Origin of the sequence: Kribbella caucasensis, from assembly GCF_004361855.1 — a bacterium.
Lineage (GTDB): Bacteria > Actinomycetota > Actinomycetes > Propionibacteriales > Kribbellaceae > Kribbella > Kribbella caucasensis.
Window position 1 is genome coordinate 46,297 of the sequence record NZ_SNWQ01000003.1, and the last position, 23,754, is coordinate 70,050.

Annotated in this window: 22 protein-coding genes; 14 read left to right on the forward strand and 8 right to left on the reverse strand. The window is 69.5% G+C overall.

Annotation, left to right across the window (positions count from 1 at the left end; all coding sequences use genetic code 11):
• Positions 1-31: 31 nt before the first annotated feature.
• The gene (gene galE, locus EV643_RS07595; RefSeq protein WP_133799281.1) at positions 32-982 is read left to right on the forward strand and encodes a UDP-glucose 4-epimerase GalE; all 951 of its coding nucleotides are present in this window, start codon (positions 32-34) and stop codon (positions 980-982) included.
• Here the strand turns inward: galE and EV643_RS07600 are convergent.
• Positions 979-3,129, reverse strand: coding sequence for an MMPL family transporter (locus EV643_RS07600; RefSeq protein ID WP_133799282.1), 2,151 nt, complete (start codon positions 3,127-3,129; stop codon positions 979-981). The genes galE and EV643_RS07600 overlap by 4 nt on opposite strands.
• 182 nt (positions 3,130-3,311) lie before the next feature.
• Between EV643_RS07600 and EV643_RS07605 the strand changes: the two genes are divergently transcribed.
• Both EV643_RS07605 and EV643_RS07610 read left to right on the forward strand, forming a co-directional pair.
• Positions 3,312-4,460 carry a sensor histidine kinase gene (locus tag EV643_RS07605; protein WP_133799283.1) on the forward strand — a complete coding sequence of 383 codons (1,149 nt, stop codon included), beginning with the start codon at positions 3,312-3,314 and terminating at the stop codon, positions 4,458-4,460.
• Positions 4,457-5,113 carry a response regulator gene (locus tag EV643_RS07610; RefSeq protein WP_133799284.1) on the forward strand — a complete coding sequence of 219 codons (657 nt, stop codon included), beginning with the start codon at positions 4,457-4,459 and terminating at the stop codon, positions 5,111-5,113. The genes EV643_RS07605 and EV643_RS07610 overlap by 4 nt, the downstream gene beginning before the upstream one ends.
• Here the strand turns inward: EV643_RS07610 and EV643_RS07615 are convergent.
• The 3 genes from EV643_RS07615 to EV643_RS07625 are packed head-to-tail and all read right to left on the reverse strand — an operon-like array spanning position 5,110 to position 6,971.
• Positions 5,110-5,517, reverse strand: coding sequence for an RpiB/LacA/LacB family sugar-phosphate isomerase (locus EV643_RS07615; protein ID WP_133799285.1), 408 nt, complete (start codon positions 5,515-5,517; stop codon positions 5,110-5,112). The two genes, EV643_RS07610 and EV643_RS07615, sit on opposite strands and share 4 nt — an antisense overlap.
• Before the next feature lie 2 nt (positions 5,518-5,519).
• Positions 5,520-6,287: an SDR family NAD(P)-dependent oxidoreductase gene (locus EV643_RS07620; protein ID WP_133799286.1), complete on the reverse strand. Its 768-nt coding sequence runs from the start codon at positions 6,285-6,287 to the stop codon at positions 5,520-5,522.
• On the reverse strand, positions 6,288-6,971 hold the full coding sequence (locus tag EV643_RS07625) for a TIGR03089 family protein (RefSeq protein WP_133799287.1): 684 nt from the start codon (positions 6,969-6,971) through the stop codon (positions 6,288-6,290).
• Positions 6,972-7,026: 55 nt separating this feature from the next.
• Between EV643_RS07625 and EV643_RS07630 the strand changes: the two genes are divergently transcribed.
• From EV643_RS07630 to EV643_RS07645, 4 genes are read left to right on the forward strand one after another with little or no spacing between them, the layout of a single operon-like run.
• Positions 7,027-8,364, forward strand: coding sequence for a hemolysin family protein (locus tag EV643_RS07630; RefSeq protein WP_133799288.1), 1,338 nt, complete (start codon positions 7,027-7,029; stop codon positions 8,362-8,364).
• Positions 8,361-9,443: a hemolysin family protein gene (locus tag EV643_RS07635; RefSeq protein WP_133799289.1), complete on the forward strand. Its 1,083-nt coding sequence runs from the start codon at positions 8,361-8,363 to the stop codon at positions 9,441-9,443. Before EV643_RS07630 ends, EV643_RS07635 begins: the two co-directional genes overlap by 4 nt.
• Positions 9,444-9,485: 42 nt before the next feature.
• Entirely contained in the window at positions 9,486-10,580 is a 1,095-nt protein-coding gene (locus EV643_RS07640) for an NAD(+)/NADH kinase (RefSeq protein ID WP_133799290.1), read from the forward strand.
• A gap of 43 nt (positions 10,581-10,623) precedes the next feature.
• Positions 10,624-11,721 carry a mannose-1-phosphate guanylyltransferase gene (locus tag EV643_RS07645; RefSeq protein WP_133799291.1) on the forward strand — a complete coding sequence of 366 codons (1,098 nt, stop codon included), beginning with the start codon at positions 10,624-10,626 and terminating at the stop codon, positions 11,719-11,721.
• 48 nt (positions 11,722-11,769) lie between these two features.
• Here the strand turns inward: EV643_RS07645 and EV643_RS07650 are convergent, their stop codons facing one another.
• The 3 genes from EV643_RS07650 to cofD form a co-directional block, all read right to left on the reverse strand.
• A complete protein-coding gene (locus tag EV643_RS07650; RefSeq protein WP_238165428.1) occupies positions 11,770-12,504 on the reverse strand; it encodes a thioredoxin-like domain-containing protein in 735 nt (244 codons plus the stop codon).
• Between the two features lie 66 nt (positions 12,505-12,570).
• On the reverse strand, positions 12,571-13,542 hold the full coding sequence (locus tag EV643_RS07655; protein ID WP_133799292.1) for a coenzyme F420-0:L-glutamate ligase: 972 nt from the start codon (positions 13,540-13,542) through the stop codon (positions 12,571-12,573).
• Positions 13,539-14,516 carry a 2-phospho-L-lactate transferase gene (cofD, locus tag EV643_RS07660; RefSeq protein WP_133799293.1) on the reverse strand — a complete coding sequence of 326 codons (978 nt, stop codon included), beginning with the start codon at positions 14,514-14,516 and terminating at the stop codon, positions 13,539-13,541. The genes EV643_RS07655 and cofD overlap by 4 nt, the downstream gene beginning before the upstream one ends.
• A gap of 115 nt (positions 14,517-14,631) precedes the next feature.
• Here cofD and EV643_RS07665 point away from each other — a divergent pair, with 115 nt between their 5' ends.
• The 4 genes from EV643_RS07665 to EV643_RS07680 all read left to right on the forward strand — a co-directional run bounded on the left by EV643_RS07665 (position 14,632) and on the right by EV643_RS07680 (position 20,967).
• On the forward strand, positions 14,632-15,837 hold the full coding sequence (locus EV643_RS07665; protein ID WP_133799294.1) for a DMT family transporter: 1,206 nt from the start codon (positions 14,632-14,634) through the stop codon (positions 15,835-15,837).
• Positions 15,838-16,153: 316 nt separating this feature from the next.
• Positions 16,154-16,405: a WhiB family transcriptional regulator gene (locus EV643_RS07670; RefSeq protein ID WP_020389877.1), complete on the forward strand. Its 252-nt coding sequence runs from the start codon at positions 16,154-16,156 to the stop codon at positions 16,403-16,405.
• A 174-nt stretch (positions 16,406-16,579) separates the two neighbouring features.
• Positions 16,580-19,492, forward strand: coding sequence for a glycosyltransferase family 2 protein (locus EV643_RS07675; protein ID WP_133799295.1), 2,913 nt, complete (start codon positions 16,580-16,582; stop codon positions 19,490-19,492).
• Positions 19,489-20,967, forward strand: a complete 1,479-nt coding sequence (locus EV643_RS07680) for a DUF5719 family protein (RefSeq protein WP_133799296.1) — start codon at positions 19,489-19,491, stop codon at positions 20,965-20,967. The genes EV643_RS07675 and EV643_RS07680 overlap by 4 nt, the downstream gene beginning before the upstream one ends.
• A gap of 6 nt (positions 20,968-20,973) precedes the next feature.
• On the opposite strand, the gene EV643_RS07685 is transcribed toward EV643_RS07680, so the two are convergent.
• Positions 20,974-21,420 (reverse strand): metallopeptidase family protein, encoded by a 447-nt coding sequence (locus tag EV643_RS07685; protein ID WP_238165429.1) that lies wholly within the window; start codon positions 21,418-21,420, stop codon positions 20,974-20,976.
• 31 nt (positions 21,421-21,451) lie between these two features.
• On the opposite strand from EV643_RS07685, the gene EV643_RS07690 reads away from it, so the two are divergent.
• The 3 genes from EV643_RS07690 (at position 21,452) to EV643_RS07700 (ending at position 23,754) form a co-directional block, all read left to right on the forward strand.
• Positions 21,452-21,859 carry a DUF3499 domain-containing protein gene (locus EV643_RS07690; protein WP_133799297.1) on the forward strand — a complete coding sequence of 136 codons (408 nt, stop codon included), beginning with the start codon at positions 21,452-21,454 and terminating at the stop codon, positions 21,857-21,859.
• Between the two features lie 82 nt (positions 21,860-21,941).
• The gene (locus EV643_RS07695; protein ID WP_133799298.1) at positions 21,942-23,018 is read left to right on the forward strand and encodes a Gfo/Idh/MocA family protein; all 1,077 of its coding nucleotides are present in this window, start codon (positions 21,942-21,944) and stop codon (positions 23,016-23,018) included.
• Positions 23,011-23,754, forward strand: coding sequence for a ThuA domain-containing protein (locus EV643_RS07700; protein ID WP_133799299.1), 744 nt, complete (start codon positions 23,011-23,013; stop codon positions 23,752-23,754). The genes EV643_RS07695 and EV643_RS07700 overlap by 8 nt, the downstream gene beginning before the upstream one ends.

A 23,754-nucleotide genomic window follows, 5' to 3' on the forward strand; every position in this document is an offset into this window, starting at 1 on the left:
GCCGGTTTGGCGAGGATGAGAGGATCGGCTCATGACTTGGCTTGTGACCGGTGGTGCCGGCTACATCGGGGCGCACGTGGTGCGCGCGTTCGCGGCGGACGGGATCGACGTCGTGGTGATCGACGACCTGTCCAGCGGGAAGACCGACTTCCTGGTCGACGGCGTGCCGTTCGTCGAGGCGAACCTGCTCGACACCGACGTGGTTCGCAAGACCCTGGACGGCGTCACCGGTGTGGTGCACCTGGCCGGATACAAGTACGCCGGGGTCTCGGTCGAGAAGCCCATGCACACCTACACGCAGAACGTCACCGCGATGGTCTCGCTGCTCGACGCGATGGCCGGCACGGGTGTCCGCAACATCGTGTTCTCGTCCAGCGCGGGCGTCTACGGCACGCCGACGGACGAGATCGTCACCGAGCAGACCCAGCCCGACCCGCAGAGCCCGTACGGCGAGACGAAGCTGGTCGGGGAGTGGTTGCTCCGGGACCAGGCGAAGGCCGTCCCGCTGAACCACACGTCGCTGCGGTACTTCAACGTGGTCGGGTCCGGCGACCCGAAGGTGTACGACGCGAGCCCGTACAACCTGTTCCCGATCGTGTGCAACATGCTGACGCAGGGGAAGATCCCGCAGATCTACGGCACCGACCACCCGACCCCGGACGGCACCTCGATCAAGGACTACCTGCACGTGGCCGACCTGGCCCGGGCGCACGTCGCCGCGGCCCGGGCACTGGAGTCTGGCAAGACGCTTGAGCCGGTCTACAACCTGGGCAGCGGCACCGGTACGTCGGTCCGGCAGATCATGGACGCCGCCCGCCGGGTCACCGGGATCGACTTCACCCCGACCGAGGGCCCGCGCCGCCCCGGTGACCCGTCCCGCGTGGTCGCATCCGGCGAACTGGCCGCCCGCGACCTCGAGTGGAAGAACACCTACACCGTCGACGAGATGTTCGCCTCGGCCTGGGAGTCCTGGCCCAGCTAGACGAGGGCGGCGGCTTCCTCGTCAGCCACGGGTTTGATCTCCACGGCGGGTTCCGGTTCGCCGGCCATGGTCGGCAGCAGGCGGTCGAGCCACTGGGGGATCCACCAGTTGGCGTCGCCGAGCAGCTTCATCACCGCGGGCACCAGGACCAGTCGCACGATCGTCGCGTCGATGAATACGGCCAGCGCGAGGCCGAGGCCGAACATCTTGGTGCTCGGGTCGTCACTCACCACGAAGCTGAGGAAGACCGAGATCATGATCAACGCCGCCGACGTGATCACCCGGCCGGTGGCCGCGATACCACGGACCACCGAGGCGCCGTTGTCGCCGGTGCTCAAGTACTCCTCCCGGATCCGGGAGAGCAGGAACACCTCGTAGTCCATCGAGAGCCCGAAGAGCAGGGCGAACATGAACATCGGGATGAACGGGATGATCGGCACGGTCGTCTCCAGGCCGATCAGGCCGGCGGCCCAGCCCCACTGGAACACCATCACGAGCACGCCGAACGAGGCGCCGATGCTCAGCAGGTTCAGCAGCGCTGCCTTGAGGGGCACGAGAATCGACCGGAAGACCACGGTCAGGAGAATCAGCGACAGCAGGATCACCGCGCCGATGAACCACGGGAGCCGGTCGCTGACCCGGTCGCCGACATCGGCGAGGCTGGCTGTCTGACCACCGACGTGAGCCTTCGCCGGGCTGTCGCCCAGCACCGGCGGAAAGACCTCGGCGCGGAGACGGTGGATGGTGTCCACTGTCGCGTCATCCTGCGGCCCGGTGGTGGGATAGGCGACCAGCGTCGCGACGCCGGCCTGAACCGATGGCGGGGCGACCGCGGCGATCCCCTTGTCGGCCTTGACGGCGTCGAGGAGAGGCTGGACGACGCTCGGGTCCTTCGAGATGTCGACGGCGATCACCAACGGCCCGTTGACCCCCGGACCGAAGCCCTCGGCAACGAGATCGTACGCCCGGCGCTCGGTTCGATTGGTTGGAAGTGTGCCCTCGTCGGGCGTGCCGACCCGCAACGCCAGTACCGGTGCGGCCAGCGCCAGCAGCAGGACGGTCGCGCCGATCGCGAAGGCGGCGGCGTGCCTGGACACGTACTCAGCCCACCGCTGCCACCCCAGGCCCGGAGCATGTTTGCGGCGCCGGTTGATCCGGTGCCCGGCGAGTCCCAGGAACGCGGGCAGCAAGGTGATCGCGGCGATCACCATGATCAGTACGACGGTCGAGACGGCGATGCCGCCGGCGGTCAGGAACGGGATGCCGGCCACTGCCAGGCCGAGGATCGCGATGACCACGGTGCCGCCGGCGAAGACCACGGACCGGCCGGCCGTTGCGACAGCGCGCCCGACCGACTCCTCGACGGTCAGCCCGCCGGCCAGGTACTCGCGGTGCCGGGTAACCAGGATCAGCGCGTAGTCGATCCCGACCCCGAGGCCGACCATGCTGCCGAGCACGGGGGCCCAGGCGGGAATCTCGATCAGGTAGGTGATCAGGGACATCGAGCTGATCCCGAGCGCGAGGCCGAACAGGGCAAGCCCGATCGGAAGCCCCGTCGCGATCAGCGATCCGAACGCCACCAGCAGGATGATGATCGCGGCGATCACCCCGACCAGTTCGCCGACGCCCGCGTCCGGTTCCTCGAACGCGAAGAAGATGTCGCCGCTCAGCTCGATCCGCAGCGGCGACCCGGTACCGGCCTGGACGCCGAACTCCTTGAGATTCTCGAGGTCGGCCGGCTCGAGTTCCTCCAGCACCGGGTAGTGGATTCGGATGACGGCGACGCGGCCGTCGTCGGGTGAGATCGCGCCTTCGTCGGCCGCGAGTACGTGGGGCAGTTCGCCGGCCGCCGTCTGGACCCGGGCCAAGGCGGCGCGCGCCTCAGCCGAGTTGGGGAACGTCACCTGGTCGTCGCGGGGCGTCGCGACCACTTGAGTGGTCAGGCCCGCCTGGTCCGACCTGGCGGCTGACAGCAGGTCGGTCGCGTGCTGGGAATCGACGCCGGGCGCCTCGAACGTGTCGTGGAGTTTCTGGCCGAAGGCGCCCGAGGCCGCGACCAGGAGAACGGATACGACCAGCCAGGTTCCGATGACCGCCCAGGGACGGCGTGCGGCGTACCGGCCCAACCGGTACAGAGCTTTCGACATCGTTGTTCTCCTTCAGCGCCTCACAGGTACAGCGCCTCATAAGTGATGGGACCTTCATCGTGTCGAGGCAGCACTGGCCGGCGCCTCGGACGAAGAGCCGGAGTTCCCTCGGCCGGACAGCCGATCGGCGTGCCGTACTTCCGGCCGATACGCGGCGCTCTGGCTGTCTCTACGCTGTGGCCATGCTGAGAAACGCGGTCCGCTCGCTGCGGGCTGAACCGCGAGCACCGCAACCACCCAGGCGCGTATGGCGGGACTGGGTGCTCGTCGGCGCGCTGGTGCCGACCGCGATCCTCGAAGGCGTGTTGCGCGAGAACGTGCCCTGGCGACCGCTCGCGATCGTGCTAGCGGTATTTGCCGCCGTCGCTCTGTTGTGGCGGCGGACCCAGCCTCTCGGAGTGGTCGCCACCGTCTTCGGTGCCACGACCGTGATCACCATCGCGGGGGTGATCGGTACCGACGAACCGGTCGGGCTGTACACCATGATCCTGGTGCTGTTGCTCCCGTACTCGCTCTTTCGCTGGGGATCCGGCCGGGAGATCGTGATCGGGTCGGCGATCCTCGTGGTCGCTTCGGTCACCGGTACTGCCGCCGACTTCACCGGGGTTGGCGATGCTGTGGGCGGCAGCCTGGTTCTGTTGTTCTTGGCGACGCTCGGAGCTGCCGTCCGGTACTGGTCGTCCACCCGGCTCCGCGAACTGGACCAGGTGCGGCTCCGCGAACGCGAGCAACTGGCCCGCGAGCTGCACGACACGGTCGCCCACCATGTGTCGGCCATCGCCATCCGGGCGCAGGCCGGCCGGGTTGTTGCTGCAACCCGCCCTGAGGCCGCGGTCGACGCGCTGTCCGTGATCGAGGCGGAGGCCGCCCGGACGTTGGCCGAACTACGCGTCATGGTTGGCGGCCTTCGTGAGGACGAGGCGCCCACGCTCTCCCCGCAACCTGGCGTGGCCGACCTCGAGCGGCTCGCGCGCAGCGTCGGCGACCGGCCTCGGGTCGAGGTGGAGCTGTCCGGCGACCTCGACGATCTCGGGCCGTCGGTCGGGGCTGCCATCTACCGGATCGCGCAGGAGTCGATCACGAACGCCGTCCGCCACGCACGTCATGCGACCCGTATCGACGTCTCCGTCGCAGGCGAGAAGGACTGGGTGCGCTTGACCGTTCACGACGACGGCGATGCCGCCTCGGCTCCCCGGAACTCCTTGGGCTACGGCCTGGTGGGCATGACCGAACGGGCGATGCTGCTCGGCGGGTCGTTCGAGGCGGGCCCCGGCGTGGACCGGGGCTGGACCGTCGAAGCGTTGCTGCCGAAGACGGGAGTGGTTCGATGACGGTGCGGGTGCTCGTCGCCGATGACCAGGACCTCGTCCGTACCGGGCTGTCGATGATCCTCGACGCGCAACCGGGGATCGAGGTGGTCGGGCAGGCGGCCGACGGACTCGAAGCCGTGGCACTGGCGCGTCAGCTCAAACCTGATGTGGGTCTGTTCGACATCCGCATGCCTGGCCTGGACGGGATCGCGGCGACTCGCGAGCTGGCCGGGCCCGGTGTCGACGAACCGCTCGCGATCGTGGTGATCACCACCTTCGACCTCGACGAGTACGTCTACGGCGCCCTCAAGGCGGGTGCCCGTGGATTCCTGCTGAAGGACGCCGGGCCGGAGCTCCTGGTCCAGGCGATCCATGCTGCCGCCAACGGTGATGCACTCATCGCGCCGCGCATCACCGCCCGGCTGCTCGCCGCGTTCTCGGACGCACGCACCGGGCGTCCACCGGCTCAACCCGTCGAGCCGCTCACCAGCCGGGAGGAGCAGGTCCTGCTGACCGTCGCGCAGGGCCGGACCAACGCCGAGATCGCGGCGGAGCTCCACATCAGCCTCAGCACGGTCAAGACCCACCTGGCCGGCGTGATGACCAAACTCGGGGCCCGGAACCGGGTCGAAATCGCCATCTGGGCTTACGAAACGGGCCGAATCAACCGCTAGGGCTCGATGTCGTTGATGTTCCCCAGCTCGTCCGGATCGGGTTCGGCGACGGCGAGGAAGGCCCGCACGCATTCGACGGCGACGTCCGGGGCCAGGCGTTTGAGGCTCAGGGCAACGATGTTGGCGTCGTTCCAGCGCCGCGCGTTGGTGGCGGTCCACGCGTCGGCGACCGTGGCCGCCCGCGCCCCGGGGATCTTGTTCGCCGCGATCGCCGTACCAGTGCCCGTCCAGCACATCAGTACGCCGAAGTCGCAGTCGCCATGAACGACCTGCTCCGCGACCGCGCGCGACATACTCGTCCAGGTCTTGGCGTCGGCCGTCACCACCTCGTGCTCCGATCGCAGGTGGTCGACCACCGCCCGGACACACTCGTTCTCGTCATCCGCCGCGAACGCGATCCTCATGATCAACCCTTCCGATCGGTGAGGTTGAGCGGGTTGGGGCCGAGCAGGATGCCGCCCTCGACGGGGAGGGTGAGGCCGGTGATCCAGGCGGCGTCGTCGGACGCGAGGAAGGCGACGGCGGCGGCGATGTCCTCGGACTCGCCGACGCGGCCGAGCGGGTACATGGTGGCGAGGCGTTCGAGGGTGCCGGGCTGGTTGTCCCAGTTGGGGGTGCGGATCGTGCCGGGGGCGACGATGTTGAAGCGCACCCCGTTCGCAGCGTGCCGGGCGGCGAAGTTCTGGGTCATGGCGACCTGGCCGGCCTTGGCCGCGGAGTACTCGAGGTTGCCGAAGGCGGCGAGCCCGTTGACCGAGCTGATGGTGACGACGTTGCCGCGGGTTTCCAGTAGATGGGGGAGCGCGGCCTGGATGCATTGCGCGGCGCCGATCAGGGTGAGGTCGAGTTGCCGGTGCCACTCCTCGACGGTGGTCTCCTCGGGCGGCGAGGTGACGATGCAGGCGCCCGCGTTGTTCACGACGACGTCGAGCCGGCCGAACCGCTCGACCCCGGCCGCGACCGCCGCGTCGATGTCGGCTCGCTGGGTGACGTCGACCCGTACGGCGAGGGCGTGCTCCGGTCCCAACTCGGCCGCGACCGCGTCGATCTTGTCCTGCTGGAGATCGGTGACGATCACCGAACCACGCTCGGCCGCGATCCGCCGGGCGACGGCCGCCCCGATGCCCTGCGCCCCGGCCGTGACCAGCGCAACCCGTCCTTCGAACCGCTGCACCTAGCTCGCCTCCCAGACGCGATCGACCTTTTCGTCCGCGATCCGCCGCTCCAGCTTCGCCTCGTCGAGGTTGCGGCAGAGCACGATCGAACCACCTCCGGAGATCACCCCGACGAGTACGCCGACTCCCGCCGGCGCGACCAGGTTCGTCGTGACGAGGATGCGGTCGCCGATCGGTTCCGCGGCACGGATCAGGTCGGCATGCGAGGTCCCGTCGTACGCCGGTGAGGTGGCTGCCGGGGGATCGAACGGGACGAACACGTCCGGATGGTTGTACACCTCGGCCCCGTAGTCGTGGATGCCCTCGGGGATGGGCTCGCGGAACCGCCCAGCAAGGGGTAGCAGCGCGGACGCGATCGTCTCGCGGGTCCCGCGGACGCCGAAGTCCGGACCCGTGATCGCGAGATCGCCCGTCCCTGTGGTGACCTCGGCGCCGGCCGACCAGGTGGACAGCGCCCACACCACGCCGAGCCAGTGCGGCGGCAACCCGATCGCGACGGTCTCGCCCGGCTCCAGGTCGTACTCGTCGACCAGCAGGTTCGCGGTCTTGGCGACCCAGTTGGCGGTGGTCAGCGCACTCAGTTCGATCCGCTCGCCGGACGCGTCGTCGTAGTACGTGAGAAACGGACTGGCGCCGTCGCGTCGTACCGCGGAGGCGAACACCTCGGGAATGGTTCCGGCCATGTCTGAACCCTACGTTTTGCAGCTGCCACTCGGTGTCCTCGGGTAGGGTCGCTGCATGCTGATCGTGGTCGGCTTCGTGCTGATCCTGGTCCTGACCGTTGCCACCGGCTACTTCGTCGCCCAGGAGTTCTCGTACGTCGCGGTCGACCGGAACCGGCTGCGGAGCCAGGCCGACGCGGGTGATGCGGCCGCCGCCCGCGCGTTGAAGGTCACCTCGCGGCTGTCCTTCGTACTGTCCGGCGCGCAGGTCGGGATCACCATCACGGCACTGCTCGTCGGCTACGTCGCGCAGCCGTACCTGGGTACGGGCCTGGAGGATCTGCTCGGCACGACCGGGTTGCCGACCGGGGTGAGCCTCTCCGTCTCGGTCCTGCTCGCGTTGTTGCTGGCGACGATCATCCAGATGGTGTTCGGCGAGCTGGCGCCGAAGAACCTGGCGATCGCGCGGGCCGAGGCGATCGCCCGGCGGCTGTCCCGGTCGACGCTGATCTACCTGACCGTGGCCGGGCCCGTCATCCGGGTCTTCGACACCACCTCGAACCGGATCCTCCGCCGGGTCGGGATCGAGCCCGTCGACGAATTGCCCCAGGGCGCGACGGCGCAGGATCTCGACCGGATCATCGCCGAGTCGTACGAGCAAGGCTTGCTGGACCGCGACACCACCCGGCTGCTCGATCGCGGACTGGACTTCCGCGGCCGGATCGCCGAGGAGGTGATGATCCCGCGGGTCGACGTGATCACGGTGCACGCGAGCGATCCGGTGAGCCGGGTGGTGGAGCTGCTCGACACCGGGCACAGCCGGTACCCGGTGATCGGCTCGTCGGTCGACGAGGTGATCGGGGTGATCACGATCGGCGATGTGGTCGGCGTCGAACCCGCCGATCGCGATCACGTCAGCATCGGCTCGGTCGCCGCCGAGCCCGTGATCGTGCCGTTCACGTTGCCGCTGCCCGCCGTACTGGAGTTGCTCCGTACCGCGCGCCGGCAACTCGTGATCGTGATGGACGAGTTCGGCGGGTTCGCCGGGGTGGTGACGCTGGAGGACATCGCCGAGGAACTGGTCGGCGAGATCCGCGACGAGGACGACCTGCCCGAGGCCGAGTTCAGGGCGAACCCGGACGGCTCTTGGACCCTGCCCGGTCGGTGGCGGCTCGACCAGGTGGAGGAGGCGATCGGGATCACGCTGCCGGACAGCGAGGACTACGAGACGGTCTCCGGGTTGGTGATGGCGCAACTCGGTCGTGTGCCGGTGGTCGGTGACGAACTAGCGGTTGTCCTACCGCGCCGATTCGGCCACGACGGCCGACCGGTGCCGAGGGAACGTGTGTCGCTCAAAGTGCTGTCCGTACTGCGACACGTGCCCGGCGTGGTCTTTGTGGAGCGGCTGAAGTGAACACCACGCTCGCGCTGCTGATCTCCGTTCTCTTGCTGGCCTGCAACGGGTTCTTCGTCGCGGCCGAGTTCGCGCTGGTCGCGTCGAAACGGCACCGGCTCGAACAGGCCGCGGCATCCGGGAGTTTCGCCGCGCGGGCCGCGATCGCCGGAGTCAGCCAGCTGTCGTTGATGCTCGCCGGGGCGCAGCTCGGCATCACGTTGTGCACGCTCGGGCTGGGGTCGTTGACCGAACCGGCGGTGGCGCATCTGCTGCATCCGTTGTTCGAGCTGATCGGGCTGCCGGAGAGTGCGGGCCATGTGATCGCGCTGATCATCGCGGTCGGCGGGATCGCTCTGCTGCATGTGCTGCTCGGCGAGATGGCACCGAAGTCGTGGGCGATCAGCGATCCGGAGCGGTCGGCGCTGCTGCTGGCGTTGCCGTTCCGCGGGTTCAGCTGGATCTTCCGGCCGCTGCTGCTCGTCCTGAACTGGCTGGCGAACGCCCTGGTCCGCGCGGTCGGGGTGACGCCGCAGAACGAGATCGCCAACGCGCACGGTCCGGAGGAACTGCGCTTGCTGATCGAGTCCTCCGGCGAACACGGCACTCTCCCGGCACCCGAACAGGCTCTCCTCACCGCCATGCTCGCGCTGCAGAACAAGACCGTCGTACAGGTGATGACCCCGAGCGCGGAGCTGTCCACTGTGCTCGCGACCGCACCCGCGCGCGAGGTCGAACTGATCAGCCAGCGCGATGGCCGGTACCGGCTCCCCGTCGTCACCGGCGGAACCGGTGGATCCGAGATCTGCGGCATCGTCCACGTCCGCGACGCCGCCCGCGCGACCATGTCCGGTGGCGACAAACTCCGCGCCGCCGACCTGATGACCGAACCCATCCGCCTCCCGGCCGCGACCCCGGTGGCCGCCGCCATCCGCCTGATGCAGGTACGCCGTTCCCAGCTGGCCGTGGTCCAGGACGACGCCACCAACCCGCTGGGCGTGGTAGCCCTCGAAGACCTGCTGGAAGAAGTCATCGGCGAGTTCGACGACGAGGTGGCCCCGATCATCGCGGCCTCTCGCCGTACTGAGGAGCCGACCTAGCTACGGTGGTCGCAGACCGTCCCTCTTCAGAGGAGAACCACCGTGCCCGTCAGCCGTCTCGGCCTCGTCGTCCATCAGGGCCGCCCTGTAGCCGTGCAGACGGCTGAGGTGGTCCGTGACTGGTGCCGCCGGCACGACATCGGCTGTACCGACATCGACGTCTGGACCAAGGACGAGTCCCGTCGCAGCGGCGTGGACGAACTGCACCACGCCGGCGATCCGGACCTGGTCGTCACACTCGGTGGTGACGGCACGTTCCTGCGCGGTGCCCGGATCGCGGCGAAGAACGACGCCGTAGTACTCGGTGTCGACCTCGGCAAGGTCGGTTTCCTCACCGAGGTGGCGTGCAGCGACGTCGAGGCCGCTCTGGAAGCCGTCCACCACGGTGGTGCGACCATCGAGGAGCGGATGACCCTGACGATGCGGGCGTCCCGGCCGTTGGAGATCCCCGCGGGCATCGAGTCACTTCTGCGCTACGGACACGGCCCCAAACTCCCGCCGCCCACCGTCCGGCACGAGGCGTCCGACGCAGACGGCTGGGGTGTCGCCCTGGACGTGACCGCCCTCAACGACGTCGTACTGGAGAAACTGGCCCGCGATCACCAGGTGGCCCTCGGCGTCTACCTGTCCGGCCGGCTGCTGGCGTCGTACTCCGCCGACGCCGTCATCGTCGCCACCCCGACCGGCAGTACGGCGTACAGCTTCGCCGCCGGCGGCCCGATCCTGTCCCCGAACACCGAGGCGATCGTCTTCACCCCGGTCGCCCCGCACATGACCTTCAACCGCACCGTCATCGCCGCCCCCGACGAACCCGTCGGCCTCCGCGTCCTCCCGCACTCCGGCCAGGCCGCCGTCAGCATCGACGGCCAGCTCCGCGGCGTCCTCGACCCCGGCGACTGGATCGGCGTCTACGGCTCCCTCCGCCGCCTCCGCCTGGTCCGCCTCCGCCCCACCGACTTCTACGGCCGCCTCCGCGACCGCTTCCGCCTCACCGACGCCCCCGCCACCGCCCTCGACGGCGACCCCGACCCCCTCTGGGCCCCCACCACCCCCATCCCCCCAGACCTGGCCCACCTACGCCTCCCCACCCCAAACCCCAACCCCGGCCCGCCACCCGGCCCAGCCTGCGAAACCTGAGTCCGACCGTAGGGTGCCTACCGGGCGGGTAAGGTTCGTCCTCATGCGAAACGTGGTGATCCTGGCCGGTGGCTCGGGCACACGGCTGTGGCCGTTGTCTCGGGCGGACAAGCCCAAGCAGGTGCTGCCGCTGGCGGCTGGAAACTCGCTGCTACGGGTGGCGTACAACCGGCTGCAGGGCCTGGTCGACCCCGCGAACATCTATGTGTGCACGGTCGCCGCGCATACCGAGCTGGTTCGCGAGGAGCTGCCCGAGCTGGGCGAGCACAACATCATCGGTGAGCCGGTAGGCCGGGATACGGCGAACGCTGTCGGCCTGGCCTCCGCGGTGGTCGCCCGGAACGACCCCGACGCTGTCCTCGCCATCGTCGGGTCGGATCACCTGATCACACCCGAGGCGGAGTTCCGGGCAGCGATCGAGCGCGGGTTTGCACTGGTGGAGCGGCGGCCCCGATCGCTGGTGACGTTCGGGATCGAGCCGACCCACCCGCACACCGGCCTTGGGTACGTCGAACGCGGCGACGCGATCGAAGGCACCGCGGCGTATGTGGTGGACCGGTTCCGCGAGAAGCCGGATCGGGCGACGGCCGAGGAGTACCTCGCCACCGGGCGGTTTTGGTGGAACTCAGGGATGTTCGTCTGGCGGGCCGAGACCGTGCTCAGCGTGCTGGACGAGCTGCTGCCTGAGTCGGCCGCGCAGCTGCGTCAGGTCGCCGCGGTCTGGGACACGCCCGAGCGCGAGTCCAGCCTGGCCGGGATCTACCCGAACCTACGCAAGATCAGCATCGACTTCGCTGTGATGGAGCCGGCCTCCCAGGGCAAGGTGGACGCCGACGTGGTCGTCGTCCCGATGCCAGTGCACTGGCTGGACGTCGGTTCCTGGGCCGCGCTGGCCGGCACCTACGAGGTCGATGCCCACGGCAACCGTCACGACGGGTCGGCGCTCAGCTGCCTGCTCGACTCACACGACAACGTGATCGTCACCGACGATCCCGACCACCTGATCGCCGCCGTCGGCCTCCGCGGTCACATCATCGTCCACACCAAGGACGTCACCATGGTCTGCCCACTGGCCGACGGCGAACGAGTCAAGGACCTGGTAGCCCAGGTCCAGTCCGACCACCCCGAGCGCTACACCTGACGCACCCCGTCAGCAGGCACCCGGGGTCGGAGTCGACCCGGACCCGGGTCAGCCGCCGTTGGGCTCCTGGGCGTCCATGGCGGGGAATTTGTCCATGAACTGGTTCAGGGCTTCGCCGGAGACCGAGCCGCAGAACTGGCGGTGGCCGAAGGCGGTTTCGGTGCCCTGCTGGTTGCCGCTCCAGTGGGAGAAGGCGATGTTCTTGTTGGCCGGCCAGGCGGCGCCGTCGGCTTCCTTGAAGGGGGCGGCGATGAACTTCTGCAGTGAGCTGTCCGGGAGCTTGGCCTTGGAGATCTTCTCGATCTGGTCGATCTGGTCCTTCGGCAGGGTGTCGCGGTACCAGAGGATCGTGTAGCCGTGCTCGAGGTTGTGCACCAGGAACGGGACAGCGGGGCGGTCGTCGCTGTAGAACTTCTTGCCGAACGGCGCCCAGTTCGGGTAGTGCGGGCCGGACGAAGGCGGGGACACCGGGTAGGCGATCGGGGTGCCCTCGGCCTGGTGGTCCTGGGTGCCGGAGGCCTTGTCGTCGACGACGGTGTCGCAGGAGGCGGCCGCGGCGGCCAGGCCGATCTCGGCGATGGGCTGGTTGCGGGTGCGGGAGTCCTGGATCAGGCGGATCGCGGGGTAGGCGATGATCGCCAGGCCGACGAGGATCGAGGCGGCGACGATCATCCAGGTCCGGCGCTTGTCAGCCCGCGCTTGGTCGCGCTGCATCTTCTCGATCAGTGCGCGGCGCGACTGCTTCTCTGATGACGCTTTACCCACGGTGTTCGTCTTCCCCATCCGGGCGGTCCGGCGCCGCCGTGCGGATGCAGTGTACGCAGGCCGGCTGAGAAGTTGCCTAGAAAGCTACGCGGAACGTGAGCCGAACGTGACCGTGGCCTCACTGCCCGGACCGGTCCGGACCGTAACCCCGTAACCCTCCGCATGCAGCAGTACGGCGAGCCGCTCGGCCGTCATGCCGATCGCGACCGGGTCCTCCCCGAAGACGCCGATGGACGAGTCCAGCAGCTCAATGTGTACACCCTCGTCCAGGACCAGGTCGGCCCACAGCGAGGGGTCCGCCGAGCGCGGTCCACCAGGCGGTACGCGATCCAGTACTGCGGCCCGCGCCGCCTCCCGGGTGCCCAGGCTGAACATGTCGTGCTCCGCATCCCGGACCAGGGCCCGCGCACCGGAGCCGTGCTCCCCGACCGGCAGGACCACGTCAGCCAGCCCACGTAGTACGGCGACCGGGACCCCGTCGGCCTTGCCCTTCACGAGTTCGCCCGCGGAGGCGATCTCGTCGGCGATGGCGGGCTCGGTGACGGCGAGGACGTTCCCGTGGGTGTCGGTGGTACCGCGGAGGTCCTCCACCACCCGTACGCCGGCGGCCCCGATCGCCAGGTCGGTCTGGCCGACGCGCCACGGCCGGCCGAGCGTGTCCGTGATCACGATTCCCACGTTCACGTCGTACCGCTGCTTCAACGCACCCCGGAGCCCACGCGCGGACGCATCGGGGTCGACCGGCAGCAACAGGACCGTCCCGGGCGCGGTGTTCGACGTATCCGTGCCCGCCGCGGCCATCACCAGTCCATGCCGGGTCTGCACGATCCGGGTGTCCCCGCGGCTGGCGACAACGCGTACCAGTTCGGCGTCGACGGCCTCTGCCCGCGTCCCGAACGTCAGCCGCCCCTCCGCCTTGCTGACGATCTTCGAGGTGACGGCGATGACATCACCGTCGCGCAGGTCGGCCGTGTCGCCGATCAGCCCGGCCAGGTCGTCACCGGCGGCCACCTCGGGCAGCCCCGTGACCGGGAAGATCTCCAGGTACTTCCTCATCGCCGAACCGCCTCCGCCAAGGTCAACGCCGCGTCAGCCATCGCCGCGGTCTTCGTCTCGTCCGTCATCCACAACGGCACAGCCTGCGCGTGGATTCCGGCCGCGACGATCGCGCCCAGCTGGGCCGCGTCCGACGTGTCGATCAGCCAGCCGTCCAGGACCCCTCCGGCCGCGCGGGAGCCGTAGTACTGCGCGACGGCTGCTGCGGTGGACTGTACGCCGACGGCGGCGAGCACCTTGTCGGCCATCCCGCGGACCGGGCCGGTGCCGATGATCGGGGACAGCCCGATGACCGGCGCGGCCGTCTCCCGGACCGCCTCGCGGATCCCCGGGACGCCGAGGATCGTGCCGACCGAGACCACCGGGTTCGACGGCGGCACCAGCAGCACGTCGCACTCCGCGATGGCATCCAGTACGCCGGGGGCGGGCTTGGCCTTCTCCTGCCCGACCGCGACGATCTTGTGCGCCGTCACCTCCGCGTGCAGGCGGACCCAGTACTCCTGAAAGTGGATCGCCTTGCGGGTGCCCGGGTTGTCCGGGTCGTCCACCACGACGTGCGTCTCGACCCGGTCGTCACTCATCGGCAGCAGCCGGACCGGGAGGTTCCACCGGGTGCAGAGTGCCTCGGTGACGGCGGTCAGCCCGTAGCCGGCGTCCAGCATCTGGGTGCGGACCAGATGGGTGGCGACGTCCCGGTCGCCGAGCCCGAACCAGGTCGGCTCCATCCCGTACGCCGCCAGCTCCTCCTTGATCACCCAGGTCTCGTCCTCGCGACCCCAGCCCCGTTCCTTGGAGATGCCGTCGCCGAGGGTGTACATCACCGTGTCCAGATCCGGGCAGACCCGCAGGCCGAACAACGTGATGTCGTCCGCGGTGTTCCCGATCACCGTGATCTCGGCGTCCGGGCGGGCCTTCAGCAGGCCGCGGAGGAAGGTGGATCCGCCGATCCCACCGGCCAGCACTGTCAATCGCATGGGAAGAGTCTGCACGAGTCGTCAATGCGGCGAACCATCGCACGGATATGCTGCCGGGAGTCCGAAGTTCGCCAACCGTAAGTTGCACTGCCCCACAACATCCCGAGGAGCCCTCGTGGTCACCGACGCAACCAAAAAGCTCAGAGAGCCGGTCGCGTATATCCTGCTCGCCTTCGCCGGCATCGTCGCGCTGGCCTCGCTGATCCGGCTGTTCGTCGGCGGCGTCGGATTCACCGCCGCCGCCGCCAGCGTCCAAAGCACGATCGTCCCACCTGGGTTCACCGCGCTGGTGCTGCTCGTCTCACTGGCGGCCGCGGTCTGGCTGGTGACGGAGGCCGGTGAGCGTACGCCCAACGCCCGGATCGTGACGCTGGCCGCGCTGGCGATCCTCGGGGTGCTCCTGCTGATCGGCGTGATCACGGCGTTCGCGGGGTTCAACGAGCGGGGCACGGCCGGCCTCAAGACCGTCGGCTTCATCTACGCGCTCGGTGGGCTGGTCCTGTACGGCGCCGCCGGGCTCTACATCCTCAAGACCTTCCAGGCGCTGCCCGCCCCGGTCCGCGCCCCGAAGCCGGGCCAGTTCGCCGGCCAGCAGGGCCAGCCCGGCCAGTACGGCGGGGGTCAGTACGGCCAGCAGGGTGGTCAGTACGGCCAGCCGGAGCAATACGGTCAGTACGGCAACCAGTACGGCCAGCCCGAGGGTCAGGGCCAGTACGGCGCCTTCGGAGCGGGCGCGGCCGCCGGAGCCGCAGCGGGTGCTGCCGGTGGGTATGCGGCCGGTCAGCAGGGCGAGCAGCAGTGGCCGCAGGAGCAGAGCTGGAACCAGGGCGAGCAGCAGGCCTGGTCCGCCGGTGAGGCCGGGGGCCAGCCGGCTGAGCAGCAGCCGGCCTGGTCCGGGGAAACACCGGGTGTCGAGCCGACGCAGCAGTGGAGCCCCGAGGGTCAGCAGTGGCCCGGCCAGGAGCAGGGCCAGCAGTGGCCGCAGGAGCAGCAGTGGTCCGGCGCCGACGCCAACCCGCAGCAGCCGTGGGCCGGTCAGGAGTACGGCCAGTCGGAGTGGCAGTCCCAGCCGGAGGGCCAGCAACCGCCGGCCCAGCAGGGTGAGCAGGAGTGGTCGCAGCCCGAGTGGCAGCAGCAGGGTGAGCCGGCCTGGCAGGGCGAGGACGCTCCGGCCACTCCCGCAGTCGAGCCGCAGCCGGTCACCGAGGCTGTCGACGAGACCCGGATCGACCCGGCCGCTACCGCCGAGCCCCCAAAGGACGAGGACGGGCAGCAGGAGGGTCAGAGCGGACAGCAGGGCTGGTGGTCCCAGCCGTCCTGAAAACCCTGTCAGAACAGGGAGAACACGCGCTGGCAACCGGTTCCCGGAACCTGACGCGGCAGTGAGGTAGAGCCCGAGAGGCCTGTTCCCACAGGCCTCTCGTTCTTTTCAGCCGTGTTGCGGATACCGCCAATAGCAGACCACGGCTTGACTTTCGTGGATTGCAGGAATGTAATTTCAACCGTGTCGTTCGTTGGACACTCGGTATCGGGGACCGTTGCAGAGCGCAGGACGGACGAGGTCAGGCATGTGGACCGCAAACCCACATGTACAGGGGAACGAACAGGGTCGAGGAGGTCGTACCGTGACAGAGCTGATGGCGATTGTCGACGGTGAGGCGATCGAGGAGGAGCCGAACTGGCAGGAACGGGCGCTGTGTGCCCAGACCGATCCAGAGGCTTTCTTCCCGGAGAAGGGCGGTTCCACCCGCGAGGCGAAGAAGGTCTGCCTCGGCTGTGACGTCCGGGGCGAATGCCTCGAGTACGCGTTGCAGAACGACGAGCGCTTCGGGATCTGGGGCGGGCTGTCGGAGCGGGAGCGCCGCAAGCTGAAGAAGAAGGCCGTCTAGACACCACCACCGCAGCACACACCCAGTGGGCAGAACTCGTTGGGCGACGGAGGCCCCGGCTGGACATCGTCCACCGGGGCCCGCGCCTGTCAGGCGGGCTGTAAGGTGAGACCTCGCTGTGACCTCCGGGTCGTGGCAGGCCGAACCACTTCCCCTGAGGTGTCATAGCTCCTGATGGAATCCGAAGCACCGGCCGGCTGGGAATTCTTCGACGCCGTCGACTTCCCGACCGACCCCACTCACGACCCGATGGGTCGCGCGCCGGTTCGGCACGTCGTCACCGCGGTCGTGGTCGGCCACGAGGGCGCGGCCTGGCTGCCCCGGCTGACCGAGGCGCTGTGGGCCCTGGACCGCCGGCCCGAGCGGCTGATCGCGGTCGACACCGGTTCCACCGACGAGACGGCCGAGCTGCTGGCCGAGATGCCCAGTGTCGAGCCCGTCGTCAGCCTGTCCGCCCGGACCGGATTCGGTACGGCGGTCGCCCGCGGCCTCGAGACGGCCGGTTTCGCGCCGATCCCGTCCGCGGTCGGCCCGTACGGCGACGACGGGCAACTGCCGGTGGTCGAGTGGCTGTGGCTCCTGCACGACGACTGCGCGCCGGCCCCGAAGGCCCTCGAGAAGTTGTTGCTCCAGGCCACCTTGTCGCCGGAGACCGGGATCTGGGGCCCCAAACTTCGGCTCTGGCCGCGCGACCGCGAACTGCTCGAGGTCGGCGTCACCACCTCGCTCGGCGGCCGCCGCGACACCGGGATCGAGAACGGCGAGCTGGACCAGGGCCAGCACGACCAGCCGCGGCAGGTGCTCGCCGTCAGCTCGGCCGGCATGCTTGTCCGACGCGACGTGTGGACGACCCTGCGCGGCTTCGACCCGCGGTTGCCGATGTTCCGCGACGACATCGACTTCGGCTGGCGGGCCAGCCGGGCCGGTTTCCGCGTCGGCGTCGCTCCGGACGCGGTGGTCTACCACGCGCAGGCGGCCGCGACCGGTGAACGCGCCCTCGCCGGCACCAGGAGACATGCCTACCAACTGGACCGCGCCCACGCGTACTACACCGTGCTGGCGAACGCGCCCGCCAAACTGCTTCCACTGCTGATCCTGCGGTTCCTGATCGGCACAGTGGTCCGATCCGCCTGGTTCCTGCTCGGCAAGACGCCTTCGGGTGCGGTGGACGAGTGGACCGCGCTCCTCGGCACCCTGCTGGCCGGCGGCTGGACCCAGGCCCGCAAGGACCGCCGCCGCCTCGACAAGGTTCCGTACGACGACTTCAAGGGGCTGTTCTCCCGATCGGTGCACGCACTGCGGCACAACCTGGAGGAGACCGGCAGCACGATCTCCGAGCGGCTCCGGGAGGCCTGGGCGGACGAGCCCGAGGAACAGGTCGTCACCACGGCCCGCCGGGCGAAGAGCACCGCCCGCGTCGCCGTGGACCAGCCACGCTGGCGTCGTCAGCTGATCAGGCGCCCGTTCCTGGTCGCGTGGGTCTTCCTGTTCGTCGGTGCGTTCGTGGCCGCCCGCAGTCTGATCGGAGGCGGTGTACTCCGGTCCGCTCTGTTGCTGCCACCTCACGAGAGTCTCGGGGCGCTGTGGCATGCGGCGGCTGCGGCACCGGCCGGCGTGACCCCACCGGCCTGGCTCTCGCAGTACTGGGCGTTGTCGACGATCACGTTCGGTCCGGCGGGTGCGGCGAATGTGTTGCTGCTCGGCGCGGTTCCACTGGCTGCGTTGGCTGCGTGGGCGTTGTTGCGTGCCTTCGTCGTTGACCGAGTCGCACGCGCCTGGGGAGCATCGGCGTACGGGCTTGCGGTGTTCGCCAACGGTGCGGTGTCGCAGGGGCGGATCGGGACGTGTGTCGCGGCGATCGTGTTGCCGCTGCTCGGTGCTGCCGTTCATACGGTCGCGCGGCGTCGGCGGGTGCAGATCCAGGGAAGTTGGCGGGCCGCGTGGTTCGCGGGGATCTGCCAGGCGGTGTTGTTCGCGTTCACGCCCTCGCTGGGGGTGCTGGTCGGTGTCACGTTGGTGGTCGGCGGCGTGCTCGGGCTCGGGTGGCGTCGGCAGGGCCGGCAGCTGGTGTTCTCGGTGGTGCTCGGCCTGTTGCTGGTGCTGCCGTGGACGATCCAGTTGGTGCTGCACCCGTCTCGGCTCGGTCAGGAAGCCGGTGGTCCTCCCACTGCCGCTGTCGGCCCAGGTGACAGCTTGGCCCGCCTGCTCACCGGTACGCCGGTCGGCGCGCCCGCTCCTTGGTGGTTCGCCGTACCGCTGATCGTGATCGCTCTGCTCGCGCTGACGCGGGAGTCGCGCCATCGGTACGAGTTGCTCGGCTGGTTCGCGGCGCTGTCCGGGCTGATCGGCACGTTGGCGGCCAGCCGGCTCGGCGGTGGTAGCGGGCCGCTGATGTTCCTGATGACGGCCGGCTGGATCATGACGGTCACGGTCGCCTGGGATTCGGTCGGGAAGTCGTCCGAGTTGATCGTGCAGGGCGCGCTCGGGGTCGTTCTCGTGTCGACGCTGGTGATCGCCGGGTTCTGGCTGGTGCGCGGTGACGACGGGCCGCTCCGGCGAGGGCCGGCGCAGGACCTCCCGGCGTACCTGATGTCCGCGCAGGATCCGCCGCAGAACGCGTCGATCCTCGTTGTACGCAAGGAGGGGACCAGTCCGACGAGGTTCTCCCTGGTGCGCGACGGCGGTCCGCGGATGGGGGCGCTGGAGGCCGCACCGACGGCCGAGCAGACGAAGCCGATCACTGACGTGCTGTCCGCGCTCGGTGGTGGCGGTACGGGTGAAGAAGGCCGGCAGTTGGCCGCGCTGGCGGTCGACTACGTCTACCTGCCGGCGCCGGTCGACCCGACGCTGATGGCCACCCTGGATTCGCTGTCGGGGCTGACCCGGGCGAGTGCGGACGACGGCGATGCGTCCTGGCTGATCGACCGGACCAAGATCGAGGGCAAGGCGCCGTTGCAGGACGACGTCCGGAGTCTGTGGCGGGTGCTCGGGATCATCGCCTGGATCATCGCGCTGATCTCCTGCATGCCGACCGCGCGGCGTACGGTCGCGACCCCGCACGGGACGCACGCGAGGAGAACGTCGTGACCAGACTGCTGTCCGACGCCCGGGTCCGGCTGGGCGCCTGCGTGCTCGCGCTTGCCGTGGTGGCCGGTGTCGGTGCGGTGACGAACGCGAAGGCGCCGTTGACTCGGGCGGAGGGTGTCGAAGAGCCGACCCGCGCGGTGGTGAACCGGACAGCCCTGTCCTGTCCCGTGCCGGGTGCGGGCGTGAAGATGCAGAACTTCGTCAACGCCGTCTCCCCGGCGCTGCCGGACGACACCCCGACGGCCGAGGGTGACGAGACACCGTTGGCGATCAGGCCGCTGGCCGCGACCTCGAACCCGGTCGGCTCGGTCCTGGTCCGCGGCAAGATCGCCTCGACCGCCGTGACCGCGAAGCTCGATCCGCTGTCGGTGCAGGGGACCGGGCCGCTGGCCGCCGGTACCGTCGCCACCTCCACGACGACCTCCACCGAGGGCGTGAACCGCGGGATCGCGAGCGTGCCGTGCCAGGTGCCCGGGTCGGACTTCTGGTTCGTCGGGGCGTCGGCCGCGCCGGGCCGGCGGGACGTGCTGGTGCTGACGAACCTCGACAGCGTCAACGCCGAGGTCAACGTCACCTTGTACGGCGGCTCGGGGAAGCTGGATGCGCCGAACGCCCGGGGAATCGTGGTTCCGGCGCGCGGGACGGCGGAGATGTTCCTCGGTCAGGTCGCTCCTGGCCAGCGGGATCTCGCGCTGCACGTCGAGTCGACCGGTGGCCGGGTGGCGCCGGCGGTCCGGGACAACGTGACCAACGGCAAGACCCCGGCTGGGGTGGACTGGCTGCACGTGTCGGCGGCGCCGGCGGAGAAGGTAGTCGTACCGGCGTTGGCGCCGGGCGGCGGCGTACGGATCCTGACGCTGGTGAACCCGACCGACCTGCAGGCTACGGCGGCGTTGACGGTGAACGGGCCGAACGGTCCGTTCAAGCCGGCCGGCCTTTCGACGTTGCAGATTCCGGCCGGCTCGGTGAAGGTCGTCCGGCTGGACAAGGCTCTGCACGGCGACCCGGCCGCGGTCACGATCACCTCCGACCAGCCGATCACGGCGTCGACGCGGATGACGGACTCGACGGTCACGGAGTTCGCCACGATGGGCGCGACCGAACCGTTGCGCGGGCCGGCGTACCTGGTGCTGCCGCCGCACACACAGCCGGTCGTCCTGCTGGCCACCGCACCCGACCAGACGGCCGGTGTCCGCTTCGAACTCCGCGACGCCGCGAACAAGGTGATCCAGACCCGCACCCTCGACGTCATCGCCGGCGCCACCAACCTGATCACCTTCAAACCGCAGGCGAAGCCGACCTACCTGATGGTCGAACAGCTCCGCGGCGACCTGCACGCGGGCGTGACCCTCACTCCACCCGCCAAGCCGGCCGAGGACGCCGTCCCCCAGGTGGCCGCCTGGCCGCTGACCACCAGCCTCGTCTTCCGGGCCCAGCTGGGTGCCCAGCCGGACCTCCGGGCCGCCCTGAAATAACGGGGCTCAGTCGTCGTCGGAGTCGAACTCGGGGTCGATCTGTTCAGGGGACAGGGCCAGCACATCGGCCAGTTCCAGGACGAGCGCTGACCGGACCAACCAGGCGAGGCTGGTGCCGGAGCGGTCGGCGCGAAGTTCGATCGGGCGGCGGAAGACGACGATCCGGTAGGGCTCGTGGGAGGTGCCGCCGGTGGAGTGGGTGAGCGGGATCTCGGCCACTTCCGCGTCGAGGTTCGGCACGTCCTCGATCGCGAACTCGACCCGCGCGACCACCTGCGGCAGCCGCTTCTCCAGCCGGGTCACCTCGATCGCGACCACCTCGTCGAACTGCGCGGCAGCGGAGCGCTGCAACGGCAGTCCACGCGGCGCGAAGCTGCTCGGCCTACTGATCGGGCCGAGCATGCCACGGCCGTGGCGGTCGATGTGCCTGCGATGACGGCGAGCCTCGGTCACGCGATCAGCCTAGTGGGGGTAGCGTCAGGTCGTGAGCATCGCCAGGATCTGTTCGCGCGCCGCCTGTCATCGGCCGGCGGTGTCGACGCTCACCTATGTGTACGCCGACTCCACCTGTGTCCTCGGTCCGTTGGCCACCTATGCGGAACCACACTGCTACGACTTGTGTGCGGAGCACGCCGAGCGGCTGACCGCGCCGAACGGGTGGGAGGTGATCCGGTTGGCGCCGGATCCAGCAGCCGCCGGCCCGTCCTCCGACGACCTCGAGGCCCTGGCCAACGCCGTCCGCGAGGCTGCCCGTCCGTTGCCGCCACGCACCTCCGGCCGGCCGGGATCGTCGTCGCCCGGCGCGCCCGTCGAGGTGGCCCGACGAGGTCATCTCCGGATGCTGCAGGACCCGGGCAACACCGCCCAGGACAAGTCCTCCGGCCAAGGCTGAACCTTTCCGCCGTTGTTTGAACCTGTTCCGTAACGTGGGATGAGGTTTGACCGATTGACAACGACGGACAAGGATCGCTGGTGTGAACGATCAAAAACTGCGGGTGGGTGTGGTGGGGCTCGGCTACGCGGGCCGGACCGCGCTGGAGGCCTTCTCCGAACTGCCAGAAGTCGAGGTGGTCGCGTTGGCGGGCCTCGAGACCGACGTCCTGAAGGAGCTGGGAGAGCGGCACCAGGTGCCGAACCTGTACGAGAAATGGGAGGACCTGCTCGCGGACGAGCAGCTGGACGCGGTCAGCATCGGCACCCCGACCCAGCTGCACACCCCGATCGCCGTGCGGGCGCTGGAGCAGGGGCTGCACGTGCTGTGCGAGAAGCCGCTGGCCCGGACCGTGGCCGAGGGCGAGCACATGGTCGCGGCGGCCAAGCAGGCCGGCCGGGTGCTGAAGGTGATCTTCAACCACCGCGAGCGGGGTGACGTCGCCGCGCTGAAGCACCAGATCGACTCCGGACAGCTCGGACGCATCTACTACGCGAAGGCGCACTGGATGCGCCGCAACGGCATCCCGGGGATGGGCGGCTGGTTCACCAATCGCGACTTGTCCGGTGGCGGCCCGCTGATCGACCTGGGCGTGCACATCCTCGACATGGCGCTGCACCTGCTCGGCGAGCCCGATGTGACCACGGTCAGCGCGAACACCTTCGCCGAGCTCGGTCCACGCGGCCGCGGCAGCGACGTACCGAACGCGAACACCCTGGGTTCGGCGTTCGAGGTGGAGGACCTGGCCACGGCGTACCTGCGGCTGGCGGGCGGTGGCGCGCTGCAACTCGAGACCAGCTGGGCCACGTACCGGGCGCCGGGCGACAACTTCGGCATCGAGCTGTTCGGTACCGAGGGCGGCGCCAAGATCGAGGTGCAGAACTACACCACCACCGACACCCTGAAGATCTTCACCGACGTCGCCGGGATCCCGGCCGAGGTGAGGCCCGCGACCGGCGCGGGCCGCGGTCACCGCGCAGTGGTCGCCGAGTTCGTCGACATCGTGAACAGCGGCAACTGGTCCGCGCACAACGGGTCGGAGGCACTCCTCCGGACCCAGGTCATCGACGCCTGCTACGCCTCGGCGAAGGCGGGACGAGAGGTTGTACTCCATGACTGATCCGATTCGCGTCACCGTCTGGGGCGAGAACGTTCACGACCAGCGCGACGCCTCGGTCCAGAAGGTCTACCCGGACACCATGCACGAGACGATCGCGGCCGGCCTGCGCGCGAAGCTCGGCGCCGACGTCGTCGTCCGTACGGCGTGGCTGCAGCAACCCGAGCACGGGCTGACCGACGAGGTGCTGGCCGAGACCGACGTACTCACCTGGTGGGGGCACGCCGCGCACGGTGACGTCGACGACGCGATCGTCGAGCGGGTCCAGCGGCACGTGTTGTCCGGGATGGGCCTGATCGCGCTGCACTCGGCGCACTTCAGCAAGATCTTCATCCGGCTGATGGGCACCACCTGCTCGCTCGACTGGCGGTCCGAGGACGACCGCGAGCTGCTCTGGACGGTCGCCGCCGGGCACCCGATCGCGCGGGGGGTCCCGCATCCGCTGGTGATCGAGCGCGAGGAGATGTACGGGGAGCTGTTCGACATCCCGCAGCCGGACGAGCTGGTGTTCGTCAGCTCGTTCTCCGGTGGCGAGGTGTTCCGCTCCGGGTGCTGCTACCGGCGCGGCCAGGGCCGGGTGTTCTACTTCCGCCCGGGCGACCAGGAGTACCCGACGTACCACCAGCCGGAGATCCAGCAGATCGTCGCCAACGCGGTCGGCTGGGCCGCTCCGACCAGCCCACGGCAGCTCCCCGAGGTACACCACCGGAAGAACCCGGGCTGGTTCCAGGAAGCCTGA